Consider the following 20134-nt stretch of genomic DNA (forward strand, 5'->3'; position numbering starts at 1 on the left):
ACCCCGACACCCCGACGCTCCTCAAGGTCCACGCAACTTCAGGGATACTGCTGCCTCGGTCGGCGTTGAGGCAGCAGTATCCCCGAAAGTGCGCGGATCTTGAGCCGGACGGCGCGATCTGGTCAGCATGTCTCGCCGACGGGCTCGTGCTCGGTGTCGGCGGCGGCGCGGTTCCAGCGGGACCAGAGCACCCGCTCGCCGTAGCCGGCCGCCATCAGGTGCGCGAAGGCCAGGTAGACCAGCACGCCAGCGACGAGCACCCCGAAACCGACCCAGTACGGCAGCGACAGCGAGTGCTCGGCGAGCTTGCCGGAGATGATCGGCGCCGGTGCGGCGGCACCCCAGCGGACCAGGTTGAACGCGCCGGTGGCGAGCCTGCGGTCGCTGGAGCCGAGGCCGAGCGCCAGGTCGGTGAGGTTGGCGTTGGCGAGCCCCATGCAGAGGCCGGCGAGCACGAGCACCACGAGCGCCTCGGCGGTGGAGTGCGAGGTGGCGAACAGGATCATGCAGACCAGTAGCCCGGCGATGGCGACGCCGACGGTCTGCACCGCGCCGATCCGGTGGGCCAGCCGGTGGCCGATGACCAGGATGCCGGCGGCCAGGCCGAGCCCCCAGCCGGTGAACGCGAGCCCCAGCGGGATGACGTCGAGGCCGAGGAAGAGCGGCGTGTAGCCGAGGACCACGAAGAACACGAAGTTGTACGCGGCGGTGACCACGCAGAGCGCCACGAACGCCGGGCGGCGGTAGGTGGCGAAGATCTGACCGAGGCGTACCGGGGCCTGCCGGTTGGTGGGCTCGCGGAGTTTGCGGGCGGCCACGCCGAGGGCGACGACCATGAACACGCCGCAGACGAAGAACGGCAGCCGCCAGCTGACCTCGCCGAGCAGGCCACCGATCAGCGGGCCGACGGCGAAGCCGAGCCCGAGGGCGGTCTCGAAGAGGCCGACCACCCATTCCCGGTCGACGGCGAGGTTGACCAGCACCACCATGGCGGTGGCGAAGAACATCGCGTTGCCCAGCCCCCAGACGCCGCGCAGCACCGACAGTTGGACGATGTTGTCGCTGAACGAGGCGAGGATCGCGGCCAGGCCGACGACGGAGACGCCGGTGATCAGCACCGGCTTGAAACCGAACCGGCCGCTGGCCAGCGTCGCCGGGATCATGCCGAGGGCCATGACCGCGATGTACGCGGTGAACAGCAGCTCGACCTGCCAGGCGGTGACGCCGATCGCGTCGCCGATGGCCGGCAGGATCGGGTCGACGACGGCGATGCCGGCGATGGCGAGGAAGGCCACCAGTGTGGTGGCGTAGATGGCACTGCGGTTCGGTTCGGAACGCCGATCCACTCCAACTCCTCAATTAGCTGTATCGTACAGTCATTTAGTCTGTATCATACAACTATGAGCGACCACGATGACGAGAGCACCCTCGGCCAGATCGAGACCGAGGTGGCCCTGCTGATGCGCTTCGGCGAGGCCACCCGGCGGGCCACCGGCACCGCCGAGCACCGGGTGCTCGACCGCGCGGCGTACGTCATCCTGCGCCACCTGGCCGACGCCGGCCCGCAGAACGTCTCGGCGCTCGCCGCCCGACTCAACCTGGACGGCTCGACGGTGACCCGGCAGGTCTCCGCCCTGCAACGCGACGGCCTCATCGTCCGCGCCCCCGACCCGACGGACGGACGCGGCACGGTCATCTCCCCCACCCCGGCCGGCCTGCAACGGATGGCCGCCGTGCAGGCCGCCCGCACCCGGCTCTACGGCGACATGCTGGCCGACTGGAGCACCGAGGACCGGGCCAGCCTGGCCACCCTCCTGGGCCGCCTCAACCAGGCCCTGGTGACCCGCAACCGCCGCCGCTGACCGACCGTGCGGCAACGCGCGCCGGATCGCGCCGGATCGCGCCAAAGCGCGCCTGACTTCACTGAAGCGCTGCCGGCCGCGCCGAGCCGCCCGTGATTAATCCGCCGAGCCGGAACACCCCTGATTCGTTTGCGACATCAACTCCAAAGCGTCCGAGCAACACCCGCAGCACCCGCAGCGCCCGGGCGACACCCGTAGCGCGCGAGCAGCGCGCGAGGCCCGCACGGTCGGGGCGGAACGGGTACGCCCGGGCGCCGAGCACGTCGGCACCCGGGCGTACCCGAGGTCAGGCGACCGGTTCGCGGGCCGAGTCGGCGTTCCTCTCGGTGCCCGGGGTGACCCGAGGGTCGCCCTCGTCGGCGAAGTAGTCGTCCGCAGTGGTGCCGTCGACCCCCTCGGCCACCTTCGCCGCCCGCAACGCCAGCGTCAGCAGCGCCGCGACGGCCAGGTTCACCAGCACCGCCACGATGCCGACGTAGATCGTCCTGGCGGTGTCGAAGCCGAACTCCGACAGCGGGAACGCCGAGCCACCGAAGTGCTTCCGGGTCGGGCTGGCGACCTGGTAGAGCATCCACATGCCCAGGCCCATGCCGACCGCCCAGCCGGCGATCAGCGCGCCGCGGTGGAACCAGCGGGTGTAGAGGCCCAGCGCCACGGCCGGCAGCGTCTGCAGGATGATGACGCCGCCGATGAGCTGGAGGTCGATGGAGAACTGCGGGTCGAGGAAGACGATGCAGGCGACCGCGCCGACCTTCACCACCAGCGAGGCGACCTTGGAGACGTTCGCCTCCTGGGCCGGGGAGGCGTCGCGCTTCAGGTACTCCTTGTAGATGTTGCGGGTGAACAGGTTCGCCGCCGCGATCGACATGATCGCCGCCGGGACCAGCGCGCCGATACCGATCGCCGCGTACGCCACACCGGCGAACCAGTCCGGGAACTGCTGATCGAACAGCAGCGGCACGATGGTGTTGTTGTCCACGCTGCCAGCCGATGCGCCGGGCAGCGGCTTCACCCCGGCCGCGATGGCCATGTAGCCGAGCAGCGCGATCAACCCGAGCAGCAGACTGTACGCGGGCAGCGCCGACATGTTCCGCTTGATCACGTCGCGGTTCCGGCTGGCCAGCACGCCGGTGATGCTGTGCGGGTAGAGGAAGAGCGCCAACGCCGAACCGAGCGCCAACGTGACGTACTGGAGCTGGTTGTTGCCGTTGAGCAGGATGCCGTCGTTCGGGTTGGGTGAGGCGTCGAACTTCGCGTCCGCGGCGGCGAAGATGTCCCCCCAGCCGCCCAGCTTGTACGGCAGGTAGACGACCGCCACCAGGATGACGATGTAGATCAGGCTGTCCTTGACGAACGCGATCAACGCCGGAGCGCGCAGCCCCGACTGGTAGGTGTACGCGGCGAGGATCGCGAATGCGATGATGATCGGCAGGTGCCGGGCCAGCGCGTTGTCGCCGGTGACGCCCATCGTCTTGAGCACCGCCTCGATGCCGACCAGCTGCAACGCGATGTACGGCATGGTGGCGACGATCCCGGTGATCGCGATCAGCAGCGCCAGCACCGGCGAGTCGAACCGGTTACGGACGAAGTCGGCCGGCGTGACGAACCCGTGCCGGTGCGACACCGACCAGAGCCGGACCAGCACCAGGAAGACCAGCGGGTAGATGACGATGGTGTACGGCACGGCGAAGAACCCGGCCGCACCCGCGCCGAACATCAGCGCCGGCACCGCCACGAAGGTGTACGCCGTGTAGAGGTCACCGCCGACCAGGAACCAGGTGATCCAACCGCCGAAGCTGCGCCCACCCAGCCCCCACTCGTCGAGGTGCGCCATGTCCTTCGGCGCCCGCCAGCGGGCGGCCACGAAGCCCATCGCGCTGACCAGGAGGAACAGCAGGGAGAAGACGATGATCTCGGTGAGATGGTCGCGCCACATCAGGAGTCACCCCGCTTCTTGGTCATCTGGTAGACCAGGGTGGTGGTGCCGACGCCGAGCAGGATGAAGGCCAGTTGCAGCCAGTAGAAGCGCGGGAAGCCGAAGACCCGGGGCGAGTCGCCATTGAAGAAGACCGGGATCAGCGGCACCACGATGGGAACGAAGAGCAACCAGTTCCAGGGGCTGTGGTCCTTCGCCCTGGTCGGCGCCGTGGTGGGCGCCTCCGGTTCCGGTGCAGCCATCTGACACACCTCCGGGGAGTCGAGGCTCTCGATGTAACGGCCGGAGGCTACGACTCTGTGACCGCCGTCACGTGGATCACTCGGGAGGTGCTGCGCCGAACGGCCGACCGGCTGCGCCAAACGGCGCGGCCGACCAGCCGGGCGAACGGACGGTGGGCCGGCTCAGCCGGCCGCGAGGTGGGCGGTGTCGTTGACCGTGCGCACCGCGACGCCACCGTCGGGCCACCTGTCGAGCACCGAGATGCCGGCCGCGTCCAGGAAGAGCCGGTGCAGGAAGCCGTCGCCGGCCGCGAGGGCGTCGCGCAGCACCAGCTTGATCGGCGACACGTGCGAGACGACCACCACGGTCTCCCCGGGGTACGCCGTGAGCAGCCCGGCGATCACGCGGTGCGCGCGTTCGGCGACGTGCGTGAACGACTCGCCGCCGGGCGGGGCGACGCGGGGCGAGGCGAGCCAGGCGTCCATCTCCCCCGGCCACCGCTCGCGGACCTCGGCGAAGGTGCGCCCCTCCCACTGACCGAAGTCGCACTCGATCAAATCGTCCTCCGTGCGCACCGGCACGTCACCGAGCGCCCCGGCGATCGCCGCCGCGGTGGCCGTACACCGGGACAGCGGTGAGCTGAGCACGGCCGCGACCGACGGGGCCAGCGCGGCCACCCGGGCGCCGGTGGCCACGGCCTGGGCCCGGCCGCGCTCGGACAGCGGCACGTCGCCGCGGCCGGAGTACCGCCGCTGCTCGGTGTACTCGGTCTCGCCGTGCCGGACCAGGATCAGCCGGGTCGCGGTGAAGCTCGGCCGCGGCTCCCAGGACGCCGGCGCGGTCGCCGGGTCGCTGCCGACAGTCGGTGCGGCGGCGGGCGTCGCCGCCGGGGGGCGACCCGCGGCGGCGTCCATCGCGGCGTTGGCCAGCGCGTCGGCGTGCCGGTTCTGGCCGCGGGGGATCCACCCGAACCGCACCGCCGTGAACCGGCCCACCAGCCCGGCCGCCTGGGCGGCGAGCGGACGCAGGCCGGGATGCTTGATCTGCCACCGGCCGCACATCTGCTCGACCACCAGCTTGGAGTCCATCCGGACGTCCACCTCGGCGGCGCCCAGCTCGGCGGCGGCCGTCAACCCGGCGATCAGGCCCTGGTACTCGGCGACGTTGTTGGTCGCCGTGCCGAGCGACTCGAAACGCTCGGCGAGCACCTCGCCGGTCTCCGGGTCACGCACCACCGCGCCGTAGCCGGCCGGCCCCGGATTGCCCCGGGACCCGCCGTCGGCCTCGACGACGACCACGCGCGGCGCCACGACCTACAGACCCGACTCGTTGGTACGGACCATGATCCGGCGGCAGTCCTCGCAGCGGACCACGTCGTCCGGGGCGGCCTTGCGGATCCGGGCCAGGTCGGCGCCGGACAGCTCCAACCGGCAGCCGCCGCAGCGGCCGGCGGTGAGCAGGGCGGCGCCCAGCCCGGTGTCCTCGCGGATCTTGTCGTAGAGGGTGACCAGGTCGGACGGGAGGTCGGCGGCGAGCGGCTGACGGGCGCCCCGTTTGAACTCCTCCTCCTTGGCGATCTCGGCCAGCGTGTCGTCCCGACGCTGCTCGGTCGCGGCCCGCTTGTCCCGGGTGTCGGCCAGTCGCTGTTCCACGCCGTCCAGCACGCCCTGGGCGGTTTCCCGCTGCTCCATCAGCTCCAACTCGGCGTCCTCCAGGTCGCCCTGACGCCGGTTCAGCGAGACCAGCTCGTGCTGGAGCGCCTCCAGCTCCCGGGCCGGGCCGGTGCCGGCGGCCAGCCGGTTCTGGTCCTTCTCCTTGCGGGCACGGACCTGCTCGACGTCCTTCTCCAGCCGGGCGATGTCCCGGTCCAGGTCGTCGACCGCCACCTGGGCGCGGACCCGCTCGTCCTCCAGCGACGACAGCTCCCGGGCCTGCGCCTCCAGCTCGGCCCGCTCCGGCAGTGAACGCCGGCGGTGGGCGAGCTGGGCGAGGTTGGTGTCGATCGCCTGGAGGTCGAGCAGGCGGCGCTGCACCTGAGGGTCAGCCTTCACGGTCGGGGCTCCTTGTCGTCCACAACGGGTGCGGCGGCGTGCACGGTCCACGGGTCGGTGTCCAGGTCGGACACCAGCGTCTCGACGCCCGGCGCCTGCCGCAGGAAGGCGGCCAGGTCGTCCAGCCACGGTCGTTCGGTCGCCCAGTGGGCGGCGTCGATCAGGGCGGGACCATCGGCGGCGAGGTGCTCGCCGGCCGGATGGTGCCGCAGGTCGGCGGTGAGGAACGCGTCCACCCCGGCGGCGGTCGCGGCGCCGAGGAAGCTGTCCCCCGACCCGCCGCTGACGGCGAGGGTACGAACCATACGCCCGGGATCCCCCGCCGCGCGAACTCCCCAGGACGTGACGGGGAGCACGGCGGCGGCGTGCCGGGTCAGCTCGGCGAGGGTCATCGGGCGGGGCAGCTCACCGATCCGGCCGAACCCCCGGTCGTCGCCGGCGGCGGGCGAGGAGGGCGCGGGTCGCTGCAGCGGGCGCAGCCCGGTGAGGCCGAACCGGGCGGCGAGGGCATCGGAGACACCCGGGGACGCCACGTCGGCGTTGGTGTGCGCCACGTACAGGGCCACCCCGGCGCGGATCAGCTGATGGACGATCCGCCCCTTGAACGTCGTCGGGGCGACCGAGGAGACCCCGCGCAGCAGCAGCGGATGGTGCGCGACGATCATGTCGGCACCGACGGCCAGGGCTTCGGCGACCGTCTCGGGCACCACGTCGACGACGCAGAGCACCCGGCGGACCGGGGCGGCCGGCTCGCCGAGCACCAGGCCCACCCGGTCCCACTCCTCCGCCCAGACCGGCGGGTAGCGCCGTTCCAACTCGGCCACCACGTCGGTCACCGTGGGGGTGGATCCGATTGTGCTCACGGCGGGCCAGCTTACCGGCGTACGGGCCGTCGGGCGGCGACGCCCGGCCCGACCGCGCCGGGCGGGCGACGTGCCGGCACGCCCGCCGGGTGGTCAGGCGGCGCGGCAGGAGACGCTGCGCAGCGCCGCCAACGGCACCTGCCACGGGAACGCGTGCAGGTGCTGCTCGCCGGTCCCGGGCGGGTGCAGGGCGACCACGTGGTCGCCGAAGAGCATCGTGACACCCCAGTCGGCCAGCCGGGCCACGCCGGCCCGGAACGCCGGGTGGGCGGCCATCGCGGCATTGGTGTACGGCACCGCCACGATGGGGATGCCCTTGCCCTGCGCCTCGACCAGCAGCCCGAGCGCGAGCGTGTCGGCGATTCCCGCCGCCCACTTGTTGACCGTGTTGACGGTGGCCGGGCAGACGATCATGGCGTCGGCGGGCGGCAGGACGTCCGGGTCACCCGGGTTCTTGTAGTGCGTCCGCACCGGGTGGCCGGTCTGCCGGACCAGGGCGGCCTGGTCGACGAACTTGGCCCCGTCCGGCGTGACGACCACACAGACGTCCCAACCGTCCTGCTGGGCCAGGCCGACCAGATGTCCGACCTCGCGGGCCAGCGGCGAACCGCAGGCGATGACATAGAGCACCTCACGGTGCGTGCTGGTGCGCGGTGAACCGGCCATCAAACCGGCTCCGCGCTCATACCCCTACTCCCATGTGCTCAGCCAACTCCGCTATCGGAGAAGGCGGCGCACCACGTGTGCGACGCAGGATGTCCGACATCACCTCGTGCGCGATCGGCCGGCAGCGGATCTCCGACGCGGCGAGCCGGTCACCGCGCAGCAGCGCCTCACCCGCGTTCGCCACGTCGCCGATCTGGGCGTAGCCGCGGGCGATGTCGAGCAGGTGGTGCGCGCGGCGTTCGGGCAGCAACGCGTTGAACGCGGGCTCCACGATGTGCAACTGGTGCACCTCCACCGCCCGGCCCCCGTCGCCCAGTTCCACCGCGGCGGCGGCCCGGTGCAGCTCAACGTTCGTCGGGCCGAACGAGGTCCAGTAGTGGTTGTGGTCGCCGCCGAGCCGGGCGGCGGCCTCCGCGGCACCGTTGATCAAATCGTCGACGCTGGCCGAGTCACCGATGCGGGAGGCCGCCATCGCGCCCTGCAGCAGCAGCATCCCGTAGACGGAGAGCTGGGCCGGGGACACCTCGGTGCCGCTGGCGGGTGCCAGCCGGTTGGCGATCTGGACGTTCAGTTCCAGCGCGGGGCGGGCCCGGCCCATCGCGACGAGCGCGTTGCAGACGCGGGTGGTGGCGATGCCGGCCAGCAGCGGATCGTCGGCCCGCTGGGCCACCGCCATCGACCGGTCGGCGGCCAGCCAGGCCAGCTCGCACTCGCCGAGCTTGCGCAGCACCGAGGACGCGATCTGGTAGACCTGCCCGAGCAGGTGGGCCGCCTCCGCGGCGCGGTCCCCGCCGTAGGCGGCGTCGGCCGCCTGCGCGTCGCGCAGCAGCTTGGGCAGCGCCCGGGTGAGCATGCCGTAGCGGCCGTACTGGTAGGTGAGCCAGGCGTGGTTGACGGCCTTGCGCATGTCGTCCAACGGCGGCGGGGACGGCGCCGCGTCGAAGTACGCGCTCATCGAGTCGTACCGCTCCAGCGCCGCCCGGATCTCCTGCACCTCGACCTGGTCGATGCAGTTCAGCGCGTCGGCGCGCCGCTCCGGGTCCTTGCCCAGGAGCAGCTGGACGTCCATCTGGAGGATGTCGGCGATCTCGTAGAGGACGGAGAACTTGTCCAGCCGGCGGACGCCCCGCTCGACCTTGTCCACCCAGCTCTTCGACTTGCCCAGCCGGTCCGCGAAGACCTGCTGCGACATTTTGCGCCGCCCCCGCCAGTAGGCCACTCGCCGCCCTATGGGTAGCTCGTCCATCTCCCCATCCCTCCCCTGGCGCGGCCGGCCCATCGGGCCGCGACGATGTCCGCGGGTGCGGCGATCCGTCGTCCGTCTTGAAGTTTTCGCTGGTCGCACAGAGTGTGCGTCAGCCGTACAGCCAGTCCTCGTACTTTTCGTGCAAGTTGCACGAGCCGTTCGTCAACCTCAACGATCGTGGGTTACGGCAGTGACGGTGCTCGACACGCGACCTGGCATCCGCCGGGCCCGACGAGGGGAGATGGCACACATGTGGGGGAACGTCGCACCGCGCGTCGCCGAACTGTCGCCATTGGAACGCGTCCGGCTGCGCCGGGTCGCCATGCGCTACGCCACACACGGGTGGGAGGTCACGCCCGGGGCGTGTCTGGCCCGCAGCCGCTTCGTCTGCGGCCGGGCCGGCTGCCCCACCGTGGGCTGCCACCCCGCCCTGGAGAACTGGGAGCTGGCGGCCAGCGCCGACCCGGCCCGGGTCGCCACCTGGTGGCGCACCCGCCCGCACGGCGTGCTGCTGCCCACCGGTCGCGCCTTCGACGTGCTGGAGGTGCACGCCAACCTCGGCCGGCCCGTGCTCGACGCGGTGCAGATCCACCCGGCCGGCACCGGCGTACGCGGGCCGGTGCTGGTCACCCCCACCGGACGGTGGATGTTCCTGGTCCGCCCCGGTGATCCGCTGCGCCCCGAGTTGGAGCACTGCTTCCACGTGGTCCGGCACGGGCCGGGTTCGTGGATTCCCGCCCCACCCACCCGCCTGCCGGAGGGGCCGGTCCGCTGGGCGGTCGCCCCGGAGCAGGCCCGCTGGCAACTCCCCGACTCGTACCTCGTGCAGAACACGCTGATCGAGGCGCTGCGTGCCAACGGTGTGACGCTCGCACCCGACCTGCTCCCCGGTCACCTGCCACTGCCCCGGCGGGGCATGTGACACCACGACCGGCGGCCGATCCATCCGGTGCCCGACAGCGTCGCCGGGGCGCCGGTCCTCGTTGACAGGGGGACGGCGCGGACGAGCGCCACGAACGGGGGAACGATGTCCACCGACGACAGAGCGCCTCATCCCGGCGGCACCGAGCCGCCCCGGCGCAGCCACCCAGGACACCGCTGGGCCGGCACCCGGCCGTCCGGCTCGCGCCCCGGTCGCCCCCGCCCCACCGGTTCCCGTCCCGCCGGCACGCACCGCCCGCTCCGCTAGTCGGTCAGCGGGAGGCTGACCGAGTGGTACTGCCGGGCGTCGTCGGTGACGACGGCGTGGGTGTGGTCGTCGAGGCGGTCCAGCCAGCCGATCCCGGTGACGCCCATGGCCAGGGCGGCGGTGGCGTACGCGTCGGCCACGCCCAGGTCGGTGCCGACCACCGTCACCGACCGTAGCCCACCGGCCGGCACGCCCCGGCGCGGATCCAGCACGTGCCGTCCCCGCTCGTACACGCCCGAGGTGGCCACGGCCAGGTCCGTCCCGGTGAGCACCAGGCAGGTCGCCATGGCGTCCCACGGGTGCCGGATGCCGATCCGCCACGGCTCCCCCGACGGGGACAGGCCCCGCACCCGCACGTCGCCGCCGGAGTTCACGCAGTGGTTGCCCGCCCCGGCGGCGAGCAGCCGGTCGGAGGCGACCTGCGCGGCCCAGCCCTTCACGAACCCGGACGGGTCGAGCCGGCCGGTGGCGTAGGCGTCGAAGAACCCGTCGGTGGCGCCCCACAGGTCGGCGCACGCCTCCAGCACGAACCGCAGGTCCGCCGACGCTTCAGAGAGCAGCACCTCACCCCGGTCGAAGCGGCACACCTCGCTGTCCGGCTTGTACGTGCTGAACCGGCCGTCCACCTCCCGCATCCAGGCGAAGACGTCGTCCGCCAGCTCGCGCAGGGTCGCCGGTGGCAGGTCGTCGGCGAGGTCGAGCGTGATCGTCGTACCCATGATCTGCTCGACCCGGCACAACCCCGGACGGATCAGCGCCGCCGGCACGTCAGAACGCCTGCTCGATGGCGGCCCGCAGGGACTGCTTGTAGGCGTTGCTGGTCGCGGTGGCACCGGAGACGGTGTTGAGGTTGGCGTTCTGCTTCCGCACCACCTCGCCGCCGCTGCCGTCGTAGCTGCTGCGGACGTCGCCGCTGTGGATGTCGGACTCACCCCCGCTGGGCAGGGACAGCGCCACGGCGTCGACGATCCGGTTGCCGGAGACGACGATCTGGACCTGGACGTACCCGTACGTCTCGCTGCCGTCCTTGGCGTCGAAGCCGGCTCCGGTGACCCGGCGGGTGGTCGACTGCGGCGCCTTGGTGGTGGTCCGTGGGGCGCTGGGGGCCTTCGTGGTCGTCTTGGTGCCGGACGGGCGGGCGGTGGTGGTCTTGGTGGGTGTGGGCGACGAGGGCGCGCCGGGGGCCGCCGACGGCGTCGAGGCGGCCGCCGCCGGATCGGCGGCGGGTTCGGCGCTCGGGTCGGCGCCCGGTCCGGCGGGGTTGACCGGTTGCCCGCTCGGCAGGTTCTGGGCGACCTGGGTGGCCTCCGGTGAACCCTTGAGCACCACCAGCGCGGTGGTGCTGGCGGCCAGGCCGGTGATCGCGAGGAACGCGCGACGCATGCGATGCCCTCCTACAACTCGAAGGTGGCCAGGTGGATCTGCCGGCGGGGGACGCCGGCCCGGCGCAGGGCGCGCACCGACTGTTCCACCAGCCCGGGCGGCCCGCAAAGGTAGACGTCGCGTCGGGCCACGTCGGGCACCAGTTGACGCAACCCGTCGGGGCTCATCAGCTGGCGGGGGCCGGGGTCGTCGCGGGAGCCGATGACGTACCAGAGGGAGGTGTCGCGTTCCTGGGCCAGCCAGTCCAGCTCCCGGCTGAGCAGCACGTCGGCCGGTGTGCGGGCCCGGTAGATGAGCGCGGCGCCCGGCGGCAGCTCCTCCAGCATGGCCCGGATCGGCGTGATGCCGCTGCCGCCGGCGATCAGCAGCGCCCGTTCGCGGACCCGGTGCGCGGCGGTGAAGGTGCCCGAGGGGCCCTGCGCCCAGACCCGGGTGCCCTGGTCCAGGTCGCGCAGGTCCGCCGTGTGCGTGCCGACCACCTTGACGGTGAGCCGCAGCCAACGGCCGTTGGCCGCGGCGGAGACGGAGAACGGGTGCGACTGCCACCAGCAGCCGCGGGTGAGGAACCGCCAGCGGAAGTGCTGACCGCCGAGCATCGCCAGCCGGTCGAGTCGCTCGCCGGTGAGGTAGATGGAGACGGTGTCCGGGCTCTCCGCGACCACGTCGGCGACCCGCAGCTGGTGACGCAGGTTGAACGCCAGCGGCGCGATCACCCGACCCCAGAGCAGGGCGGCGACCACCAGCACGTACATCGCGATCCAGCCGGTGCGTACCGGACCGGGCCGGTAGAGCTGCGCGCCGTGGGTGAACTGGTGCCCGAACCCGAGCAGCAGCACCAGATAGCTGGACCGGTGCAGCAGGTGCCACATCTCGTAGGGCAGCGCGCGCCGGATCACCCGGATGCTGCTGAACCCGATCAGCATCATGATGCCGGCGGCGACGAACGCCGAGACCATGTCCTCGTATTCGCCGAGGAGCGTGCCCACCTCGGCGAGGATCGACTGCTTACGCAGTTCGGAGTACCCGGCGAGGATCAGCGACAGGTGCGCCAGCACCGCGACCAGCAGGGTGGCACCGACATCGCGGTGCCAGCGGCTCAGGTGTTCGCCGCCGATCCAGCGCTCCAGCACCGACAGCCGGCTCATCATCAGCACCTGCACGAGCAGCAGGTAGCCGGCGACCAGGCCGGTGATCCGACCTGCCGCGCTGAGGGTGGCCGCGGTGGACTTCAGCGAACCGGCGGGGGTGCCCAGCCACCAGGGCAGCACGCTGGCGAGCAACCCGACCAGGAGCAGCGCGGCCAGCAGCCGCCGGCCGCCGGGTCCGCGCCGGGCCGGGATCTGCGGGGGTACGGGTACCGCCGACCGGCCGCCGTGCCGGGACGAGGTCCCGGTGCGGCGGCCGGCGGCGTGGGTGTGCGAATGCGTCACGCGTACAGCTTCATCGGGGCGTACTTCTGGCGGGGGAAGACCTTGTCGACCTCCGCGTTGGTGAGCCCGAACCGGCCCTGCGCGACCGCGCCGTAGACGTTGAACATGTTGTTGTACTCCGGCACGTCACCGGAGTCCAGCTTGTCCAGACCGTTCCAGGTGCCCAGCAGCGAGCCGGCCAGCTTCTTGCCGGACAGGATGGTGACCACGCCGCCGTGCCCGTGGTCGGTGCCGCCGCCGTTGGAGCCGACCCGGCGGCCGAACTCGCTGGACACCATGATCGTCACGTCGGCGGCCTGCGGGCCGAGGTCGGTGAAGAACGCGGCCATCGCGCTGGCCAGCTCGTTCAACCGGCGGTGCAGTTGACCACCCTCACGGGTGCCCTGGTTCTCGTGGGTGTCGTAGCCACCCATCCCGACCGTGGCGACCCGCACGTTGGCGCCACCCTTGATGAGCTGCGCGAGCTGCTGGAACGCGTTGCCGACGCCCTCGTACTTGACGCCCTCGACGGGCTGGTACGGCTTGGCGGCGAGCTTCTGCGCGGTGGCCAGCGCCCCCATGCCCTCCTGCACGGCCTCCTCGACCGGGTGGTTGATCCCGGTGAAGAGCCCCTTGATGGCCTTCTCGGTGGCGGCCCGGAACCGATCGTCACCGTTGAGCCGCAGGGAGCCGACGTTGTTCAGCGAGATCGCGCCGTTGTTGCCGACCAGCGAGCGGGGCAGCGTGCTGCCGATGCCGACGCTGCGGAACGCGGTGCCCTTGCCGAGGTTGTCGACCAGTCCGTCGAGCCAACCCCGGCCGCCGGTCTCGTTGGGCAGCCCGCCCAGGTTGCAGGCGTCCGCGGCCTGGAAGTGGCTGCGCGACAGCCGCTCGTCGGACACGGCCGGGATGAAGCCCAACTGGCCGGCCGTGAGCCACTTCTCCAGCGGCTTGAACGCGCTGGTCAGCTTGAAGCCGCGGCCCAGGGCCAGCGAGTCGTTGCCGAGCAGCAGGTCGGGGCGGGCCTTGGCGAGCACCGGGTCGTTGTCCGGCGCGATCAGGCTCAGCCCGTCCAGCCCGCCGTAGAGGAAGACGTGGATCAGGGTGCCGGTCTTGGTCGCCGCGAACGACGCCGAGGTGGTGACGAACTGGGCGGTGGCCAGCGCGGTGGCGGTGGCCGCCGCACCGGCGACGAAGGTACGCCGGGTGACGCCGCGACCGTCCTGCTGGGCCTCCTCCAGGTCCTCCAGGGTGCGGTAACGATCGGCCTCGGCCGCGTTCTCGGCGGCGACCAGGTCGGCCTCGGCGCGCAGCAGGGCCTCGGTCGGGTTGTCCGCCAGCCGCCGCAGGTCGGGGCATTCGGGGTGCAGGGGGAATGAGTTGTACACAGTCGTCTCCATCGGGTGCCTCACCGGAGGTGGTGCTGGGGGGAAGCGAGGATCGCCCGCGCGACGGCGGTGATGGCCCCGTTGAACGTGGCGTCGACCTTGGCGGTCGCCGAAACACCGGCCACGCCCAGGATCAGGTTCTTCTCCCGGGTGCTCAGCTTCTGGTTCACCAGGCGCTGGGCGAGCGCGTCCACGTACGCGCCGGCCGTCGCCGGCGGCTTGGCGACCAACTTCTCCGGCGCCGTGAACGTGAAGGTGGTCCGGTAACCGGCGACGATCTCACCGGCCTCGTTCCAGCCGTTGAGCATGGTGCCGGCCGACGTCCACGCGACGTAGACGTCCGGGTACCCGTCGGGGGTGGGCTGGCCCATCGGGAAGTGGCCCAGCTCGCGCATCTTGTCGTGGATCTGCCGCAGGCCCCGGGCGTACGGGGTGCGCTTGTTGTCACCGTTGTTGTGCTTCGGCGACGCGTCCGGCGACACACCCAGGGTGCGGTACGTGGCGACCAGGTACTCCATCGGCCGGCGCACCTTCTGACCGACGGCGGCCCAGAACTCCGAGGAGCTGAACAGCGTCATCAGCACGGGCTTGATCATGCCCTTGTTGGTGGTGTACGTCTTCGCCAGCCGGTCCACCAGGGACTTCGGCGGGGTGTCCGACACGAACCGGGTGGCCAGGCTCTGCGCCACGTACTTCGCGGTCGACGGGTGCATCGCGATGTAGGTGATGTACGCGTCGATGGCCGCTTCGGCCTTCTTCGGGTCCGACGAGTTGTTGGCGTGGGTGAAGCCGAGGATCTTCACCTTGCCGACATAGTGCTGCTCGGGCCGGAAGACGTACTTGCCCTTGTCGTCGACACCGCGGCCGGTCTGCAGCATGGCCGCCTGCCGGACGTCCGGCTCCTTGTAGCCGCCGTCGACGCCGACCGAGTACAGCTCCAGGTTCTCCCGGGCGAGGTTCTCGTTGATGGCGTCCTTGCGGGAGTCCTTCTGGTTCAGGTAGATCAGCAGCGCGGGGTGCTTGTTCGCGGCGACCAGCATCTCCGGGTAGCTGCCCAGGGCGTGCCTGCGCACGACGTCCTTGTCGAACGAGTTGCGGTACACCTCGCCGCCGTCGAAGTCGACGGCGACGTGCAGGAAGTCGTTCCAGAAGTCGACCATGACCTCGAACAGCTGGCGCTTGGACCAGATCTGCCGGGCGATGGTGGCGTCGACCATCTCCCGCTCCGGCTGGGCGCCCTGCTCGTTGAGCTGGTCCCGCTGGGCGCGCAACTGCTGCACGTCGAGCTTCTGGGTGGGCAACTCGGCGAGCTTCAGCTCGGCCTTGCTCGGCTCCAGCTTGTCCGGTTCCATCTGGGCGCGGATCCAGCCGTCGATGCCCAGCTTCTTGATGTCGGCGACCACGGCCGGCGTCGCGCCGAAGGTGGCCCGGCGGGCCAGGTGCAGGATCGGGTCCTTGGCCAGCACCGTCTTGACGGTCACCTGGGTCTCCGCCGCCGCGGCGGCGGGGCCGGAGAAGGTCCGGCCGCCGGTGGGCGCGTTCTTCTTCAGCGCCTCGCCGGCGCGGGAGCCCATGTAGCTCTCGTTCTGCTCGGTGTAGGTGCGCACCGTGCTGGGCTGCTGGCCGCTGGGCCGCGCCGCGGTGCCGTCGGTCACCGTGCTGCCGGTCGCGTCGCCGGCCGCCGCCTCGCCACCGAAGAGGCTGCGGATCTGCGGGTTCATGGCGAGCGCCGCGCCACCGGCCACGACGGCGGCGGTGCCACCGAGCGCGACCATGGCCCTGCGCCGGCCGACCTTGCGGCCCGGCTCGTCGTCATCGTCCAGGGTGGGCAGTCCGGTGCCGGCCGTGCGGGCGGGGGCCGGACGGCCGAGACCCTCCGGGCCGACCCACTGCGGCCCACGCGGGGCGGGGGCGGGCCGTGCGTAGCCGTCGACGTACTGTTCGCGCGGGTCGGCCTGCGCCGGGTAGCCGCCCTGATAGGGGTGGGGCGTGTCGTACCCGTACGGCGCGGACGGGTGGTGCTCGGCGTACCCGTCCGCGGTGTGGTGCTGGCGTCCGTCCCAACCGCGGTCGTCCCGCGGTCGGCGTGGTGGCACATTCTGGTCGGCCATGTACCAATCCCGATTTCTGATGAGCGCCGGAAGCTGCGACCGGGCAGGTGCGGCAGGTGCGGCGACTGTTGCCTGAGGGGGTTGCTACGGCAAGGTAACCAAGCGCTCAGGTGCCTTCAAGGCAGCCCGAACGCCCTCGTGCGGGCACTTAAGACAGCCCTCAGTACGACATCCGCGCCGGGCCGCGCGCCGAGGCGGGCCGCGCACCTTCTCAGCAGGGCGTACGTGCGGCAGCCGGGCACGGATCGGACCGCGCGGTCGTACGCGGCACTTTCCGCGCGGTTCGGCACCACAGGCAAACTTAAGGTTCGGATAAGCCAGACGTGAAGTGCTCTCGCGCGAGGGAAAAGTACCAGCAGCGGGTGAGCGTGAGCGGCCACCGCAGCGGGTATGCCGCCGGACCGCTGAACGCGTGAGGGGAAGGCAGCGCCATGCTCAGCAAAGAGGATCAGCGCAGGTTCGACCAGATCACCCGTCAGCTCCGGGAGAGTGACCCGGCCTTCTTCGCCCGGCTGGACCATCGGGTCCGGGCCCGACGGGGCCGTTATCTGATGTTGTTGACGATCGTGCTGTGGGCGTCGCTGCCGGCGATGACCGTGTTCGCCGGCCGGCTCGCCGGGGCGATCTGCGCGGTGGTGCTGGTGGCGAACGCCGCGATCATGTGGCGATTCCGTCGCCGGTGGACGTGACGGCTCAGCCGGTGCACGTGACGGCTCAGCGGTCGGCCGGGCCGAACGCCCGGTACGCGCGGCGCAGCCGTTCGAGCAGCCCCGGCCCGCCGATGCTCGGCGCCGGTGGGCCGAGCTGACGCAGCAGCAGGTCGGGGCCGGTCGCCAGTCGGGGCGGCCGGTCGGGCAGCGGCACGGGCGGCGACCAGAACCGGTCCAGTGCCGCCGCCATCGGGATCGCCGACAGGCCGGTTAACGCCCGGGCCGTACCGACCGGGGCGGCGTCCACAACGGACGGCGACACGTCCAGGGTGGACGGTTCGGGTGGTGGCACGGGTGCACCGGTGGCCTCGGCGCGACGGGCGCGGAGCTGGTCGAGCAGCGCCGCCCGGGACCGGCCGCGCCAGTGCAGCAGCTCGAACGGGTCGGCGTCGAACGCCTCGGCCAGGAGATAGAACGTGGCCGCCAGGTGCTTGCACGGCACCGCGAAGTCGGGACAGTTGCACCGCTGGGTCAGCTCCTCCACCCGGGCCGGGAACAGCGGCGCGCCGGCGGCGACGAACAGCTCCTCCAGCTCGTCGGGCAGGTCCCCGGCGAGCAACCGGGCGCTGAAGAACGCCTGTCCGGCCAACTCCTCCTCGATCCGGGTCCAGAGCGCGGCCGGGAACGGTGACAGCGCGATGGAGACCTCGTACGGCCGCGGTCGGGAGCCCTGCACCTCGGCGCTGACCCGCCCCGGCGCGATGTCGAGGCGGAGCACCTGACCGGCCCGCGCGTACGACCGGCCCCGCGTCAGCCGGGTGCCGAGCGCGAACGACTCGAGCACCTCCAGGAAGCGCCGCGACCACCAGGACCGGCCGATCGCCCCTCGGGCGCTGCGCGCCCGCAGTCCACCGTCGACCCGGCGGGGACGGCCGTAGTCGGCGAAGCGGTCGGTGCTCATCACTCCACCACCGCTCCGGCCTCCAGGCTGAACAGGTCACGCAGCTGCCCGGTGGACAGCTCGGTGATCCACTGCTCGCCGGTGCCGACCACCCGCTCGGCGAGGTTGCGCTTGTCGGCGATCAGCGCGGCCACCTTCTCCTCCACCGTGCCGGCGCAGACGAACTTGCGGACCTGCACCCGCCGACGCTGCCCGATCCGGAACGCCCGGTCGGTGGCCTGGTCCTCCACCGCCGGGTTCCACCAGCGGTCCACGTGCACCACGTGGTTCGCGGCGGTCAGGGTGAGCCCGGTGCCGCCGGCCTTGAGGGAGAGGACGAACAGCGGCGGGCCGTCCGCCGACTGGAAACGCTCGACCATGGCGTCCCGTTCGGCCTTGCCGAGGCCGCCGTGCAGGAACAGCACCTCCCGGCCGAAGCGCGCCGACAGGTGGCCGCGCAGCATCGCGCCGAACTCGGCGTACTGGGTGAACAGCAGCGCCCGCTCCCCCGCCGCCAGGACCTCCTCCAGGATCTCGGTCAGCCGGGCCAGCTTGCCGGAGCGGCCCTCCAACGGTGAGCCGTCGCGCAGCAGCTGGGCGGGATGGTTGCAGACCTGCTTGAGGCGGGTCATGGTGGCCAGCACCAGCCCGCGTCGTTCGATGCCGTCGCTGGTCTCGATCCGGGCGAGCATGTCGTCGACCACCACCCGGTACAGGGCGGCCTGCTCGGCGGTGAGGTTGCAGAGCACCTCCATCTCCAGCTTTTCCGGCAGATCGGAGATGATCGACGAGTCGGTCTTGAGCCGGCGCAGCACGAATGGGCCGGTGATCCGGCGCAGCCGCTCGGCCGCCTCGGCGTCGCCGTGCCGCTCGATCGGCTCGGCGAACCGCTTGCGGAACGTCGCGGCCGGCCCGAGCAGGCCCGGGTTGGCGAACTGCATGATCGACCAGAGGTCGGCGAGCCGGTTCTCCACCGGTGTGCCGGTCACCGCCACCCGCTGCCGGGCGGGCAGCGCGCGGACCGCCTCGGCCTGCCGGGTGGACGCGTTCTTGATCGCCTGCGCCTCGTCCACCACCACCCGGTGCCAGTCGATGCCGGCCAGGTCGGCGGCGTCGCGGGCGGCCACCGAGTAGGTGGTGAGGACCAGGTCCGCGCCGTGTGCGGCCGCGGTGAACTCCGCCCCCCGCGCCCGCTCCGCACCATGGTGTACGTGCACACGCAGCTCCGGGGTGAATCGGCCCGCCTCCCGCTGCCAGTTGCCGACCAGTGACATCGGACAGACCAGCAGTGTCGGCCCGGCGTCCGGTGGATCCCCGGCCAGCAGCGCGAGCAGTTGCACGGTCTTGCCCAGTCCCATGTCGTCGGCGAGCACACCGCCCAGGCCGAGCGACCGCAGGAAGGCCAGCCACGCCAACCCCCGCTGCTGGTACGGCCGCAGCGTGCCCCGGAAGCCGGGCGGCGGGTCCAGCGGGGTGAGCCGCCGTTCGACGGCACCGGCGAGCAGATCGCCCAGCGCCCCGTCGGCGGTCACCTCCAGCACCGGCAGCGCCCCGGTGTCGTCGCCGTCGGTCAGCCCGAGGCGGAGCAGGTCGGCGACGGTCAGCTCCCCCGCCGAGCGGAGCAGGCGCAGGCCCGCGGCGAGCCGGCTCGGGTCCAGCTCCACCCACCGGCCGCGCAGCCGCACCAGCGGGGTCTTCAGCTCAGCCAGCGCCGCCAACTCGTCGGCGGTCAGCGGCTGGTCGCCGAGCGCCACCTCCCAGCGGTAGTCGACCAGGGCGTCCAGTCCGACGCCGGCGTCCACACTGGCCACCGTGCCGGGCGCGGTGCGGCTGCGGGCGCGCAGTCGGGCCCCGAGTCGCGCCGACCGGCGCTGCCACCAGGACGGCAGCAGCACCCCGAACCCGGCGGCGTGCAGCACCGGGGCACCCTCGCTGAGGAAGCGGTGGGCGCCCTCGACGTCCAGCTCCATCGCCTCGGGGGCGGCGGTGCGCAGCGCGGAGTCCAGGTCCGGCCAGAGCCGGCTGGCCCGGCCCAGCTCGGCGAGCAGCGTCTCCTGCGGGCTCGCCGTACGGCCGGCGAGGCCGGCGAGGGTCTGCGGTGCCCGCCAGACCTGCCCGGCGTCGACGTGCAGGCCCGGCTCGTCGGCCGGCTGCAACCCGAACTCCAGCCGCCACCGCCCGGCACCGGCGGCGTCCACCAGCGACGGCACGGTGTGGA

General features: G+C 72.2%; 17 protein-coding genes and 1 pseudogene. 3 read left to right on the top strand and 15 right to left on the bottom strand.

From position 1 onward, the window contains the following. Nucleotides 1–122 precede the first annotated feature (122 nt). Nucleotides 123–1346: an MFS transporter gene (locus F8271_RS11490; protein ID WP_151489684.1), complete on the bottom strand. Its 1224-nt coding sequence runs from the start codon at nucleotides 1344–1346 to the stop codon at nucleotides 123–125. A 54-nt stretch (nucleotides 1347–1400) separates the two neighbouring features. Between F8271_RS11490 and F8271_RS11495 the strand changes: the two genes are divergently transcribed. Next, a complete protein-coding gene (locus F8271_RS11495) occupies nucleotides 1401–1862 on the top strand; it encodes a MarR family winged helix-turn-helix transcriptional regulator (protein ID WP_151489685.1) in 462 nt (153 codons plus the stop codon). A gap of 286 nt (nucleotides 1863–2148) precedes the next feature. Here F8271_RS11495 and mctP read toward each other — a convergent pair whose 3' ends face one another. The 7 genes from mctP to F8271_RS11530 form a co-directional block, all read right to left on the bottom strand. Beyond that, entirely contained in the window at nucleotides 2149–3798 is a 1650-nt protein-coding gene (gene mctP, locus F8271_RS11500) for a monocarboxylate uptake permease MctP (protein WP_151489686.1), read from the bottom strand. Beyond that, on the bottom strand, nucleotides 3798–4040 hold the full coding sequence (locus tag F8271_RS11505; protein ID WP_151489687.1) for a DUF3311 domain-containing protein: 243 nt from the start codon (nucleotides 4038–4040) through the stop codon (nucleotides 3798–3800). The genes mctP and F8271_RS11505 overlap by 1 nt, the downstream gene beginning before the upstream one ends. A gap of 162 nt (nucleotides 4041–4202) precedes the next feature. Beyond that, entirely contained in the window at nucleotides 4203–5330 is a 1128-nt protein-coding gene (locus tag F8271_RS11510) for a bifunctional RNase H/acid phosphatase (RefSeq protein WP_151489688.1), read from the bottom strand. Nucleotides 5331–5333: 3 nt separating this feature from the next. Next, nucleotides 5334–6071 (bottom strand): zinc ribbon domain-containing protein, encoded by a 738-nt coding sequence (locus F8271_RS11515; protein WP_151489689.1) that lies wholly within the window; start codon nucleotides 6069–6071, stop codon nucleotides 5334–5336. After that, the gene (locus F8271_RS11520) at nucleotides 6068–6934 is read right to left on the bottom strand and encodes a Nif3-like dinuclear metal center hexameric protein (RefSeq protein WP_151489690.1); all 867 of its coding nucleotides are present in this window, start codon (nucleotides 6932–6934) and stop codon (nucleotides 6068–6070) included. Before F8271_RS11520 ends, F8271_RS11515 begins: the two co-directional genes overlap by 4 nt. Nucleotides 6935–7027: 93 nt before the next feature. Beyond that, nucleotides 7028–7600 carry a flavoprotein gene (locus F8271_RS11525; RefSeq protein WP_151489691.1) on the bottom strand — a complete coding sequence of 191 codons (573 nt, stop codon included), beginning with the start codon at nucleotides 7598–7600 and terminating at the stop codon, nucleotides 7028–7030. 16 nt (nucleotides 7601–7616) lie between these two features. Beyond that, on the bottom strand, nucleotides 7617–8846 hold the full coding sequence (locus tag F8271_RS11530) for a helix-turn-helix domain-containing protein (protein ID WP_151489692.1): 1230 nt from the start codon (nucleotides 8844–8846) through the stop codon (nucleotides 7617–7619). Nucleotides 8847–9096: 250 nt separating this feature from the next. Here F8271_RS11530 and F8271_RS11535 point away from each other — a divergent pair, with 250 nt between their 5' ends. Next, complete coding sequence (locus F8271_RS11535) at nucleotides 9097–9768, top strand: bifunctional DNA primase/polymerase (RefSeq protein ID WP_151489708.1); 672 nt, start codon at nucleotides 9097–9099, stop codon at nucleotides 9766–9768. Nucleotides 9769–10031: 263 nt separating this feature from the next. On the opposite strand, the gene F8271_RS11540 is transcribed toward F8271_RS11535, so the two are convergent. From F8271_RS11540 to F8271_RS11560, 5 genes are read right to left on the bottom strand one after another with little or no spacing between them, the layout of a single operon-like run. After that, nucleotides 10032–10754: an FAD:protein FMN transferase gene (locus F8271_RS11540; protein WP_151489709.1), complete on the bottom strand. Its 723-nt coding sequence runs from the start codon at nucleotides 10752–10754 to the stop codon at nucleotides 10032–10034. Nucleotides 10755–10803: 49 nt separating this feature from the next. Continuing rightward, a complete protein-coding gene (locus tag F8271_RS11545) occupies nucleotides 10804–11418 on the bottom strand; it encodes an FMN-binding protein (protein WP_151489693.1) in 615 nt (204 codons plus the stop codon). 11 nt (nucleotides 11419–11429) lie between these two features. After that, nucleotides 11430–12848 carry a ferric reductase-like transmembrane domain-containing protein gene (locus F8271_RS11550; protein WP_151489694.1) on the bottom strand — a complete coding sequence of 473 codons (1419 nt, stop codon included), beginning with the start codon at nucleotides 12846–12848 and terminating at the stop codon, nucleotides 11430–11432. Further along, entirely contained in the window at nucleotides 12845–14227 is a 1383-nt protein-coding gene (locus F8271_RS11555) for a DUF1501 domain-containing protein (RefSeq protein WP_151489695.1), read from the bottom strand. Before F8271_RS11555 ends, F8271_RS11550 begins: the two co-directional genes overlap by 4 nt. Before the next feature lie 8 nt (nucleotides 14228–14235). Then, entirely contained in the window at nucleotides 14236–16326 is a 2091-nt protein-coding gene (locus tag F8271_RS11560) for a DUF1800 domain-containing protein (protein WP_151489696.1), read from the bottom strand. A gap of 431 nt (nucleotides 16327–16757) precedes the next feature. On the opposite strand from F8271_RS11560, the gene F8271_RS11565 reads away from it, so the two are divergent. Then, a complete protein-coding gene (locus F8271_RS11565; protein ID WP_139586530.1) occupies nucleotides 16758–17015 on the top strand; it encodes a DUF3040 domain-containing protein in 258 nt (85 codons plus the stop codon). A gap of 25 nt (nucleotides 17016–17040) precedes the next feature. Here F8271_RS11565 and F8271_RS11570 read toward each other — a convergent pair whose 3' ends face one another. Further along, nucleotides 17041–17937 carry an SWIM zinc finger family protein gene (locus F8271_RS11570; protein WP_151489697.1) on the bottom strand — a complete coding sequence of 299 codons (897 nt, stop codon included), beginning with the start codon at nucleotides 17935–17937 and terminating at the stop codon, nucleotides 17041–17043. Then, nucleotides 17937–20105, bottom strand: a pseudogene (locus F8271_RS11575) (DEAD/DEAH box helicase); the annotation flags it as partial. The gene F8271_RS11570 and the pseudogene F8271_RS11575, both read right to left, overlap by 1 nt. Nucleotides 20106–20134 lie beyond the last annotated feature (29 nt).

This window comes from Micromonospora sp. ALFpr18c (genome assembly GCF_008868155.1).
In the GTDB taxonomy this organism is placed as follows: Bacteria; Actinomycetota; Actinomycetes; order Mycobacteriales; family Micromonosporaceae; genus Micromonospora.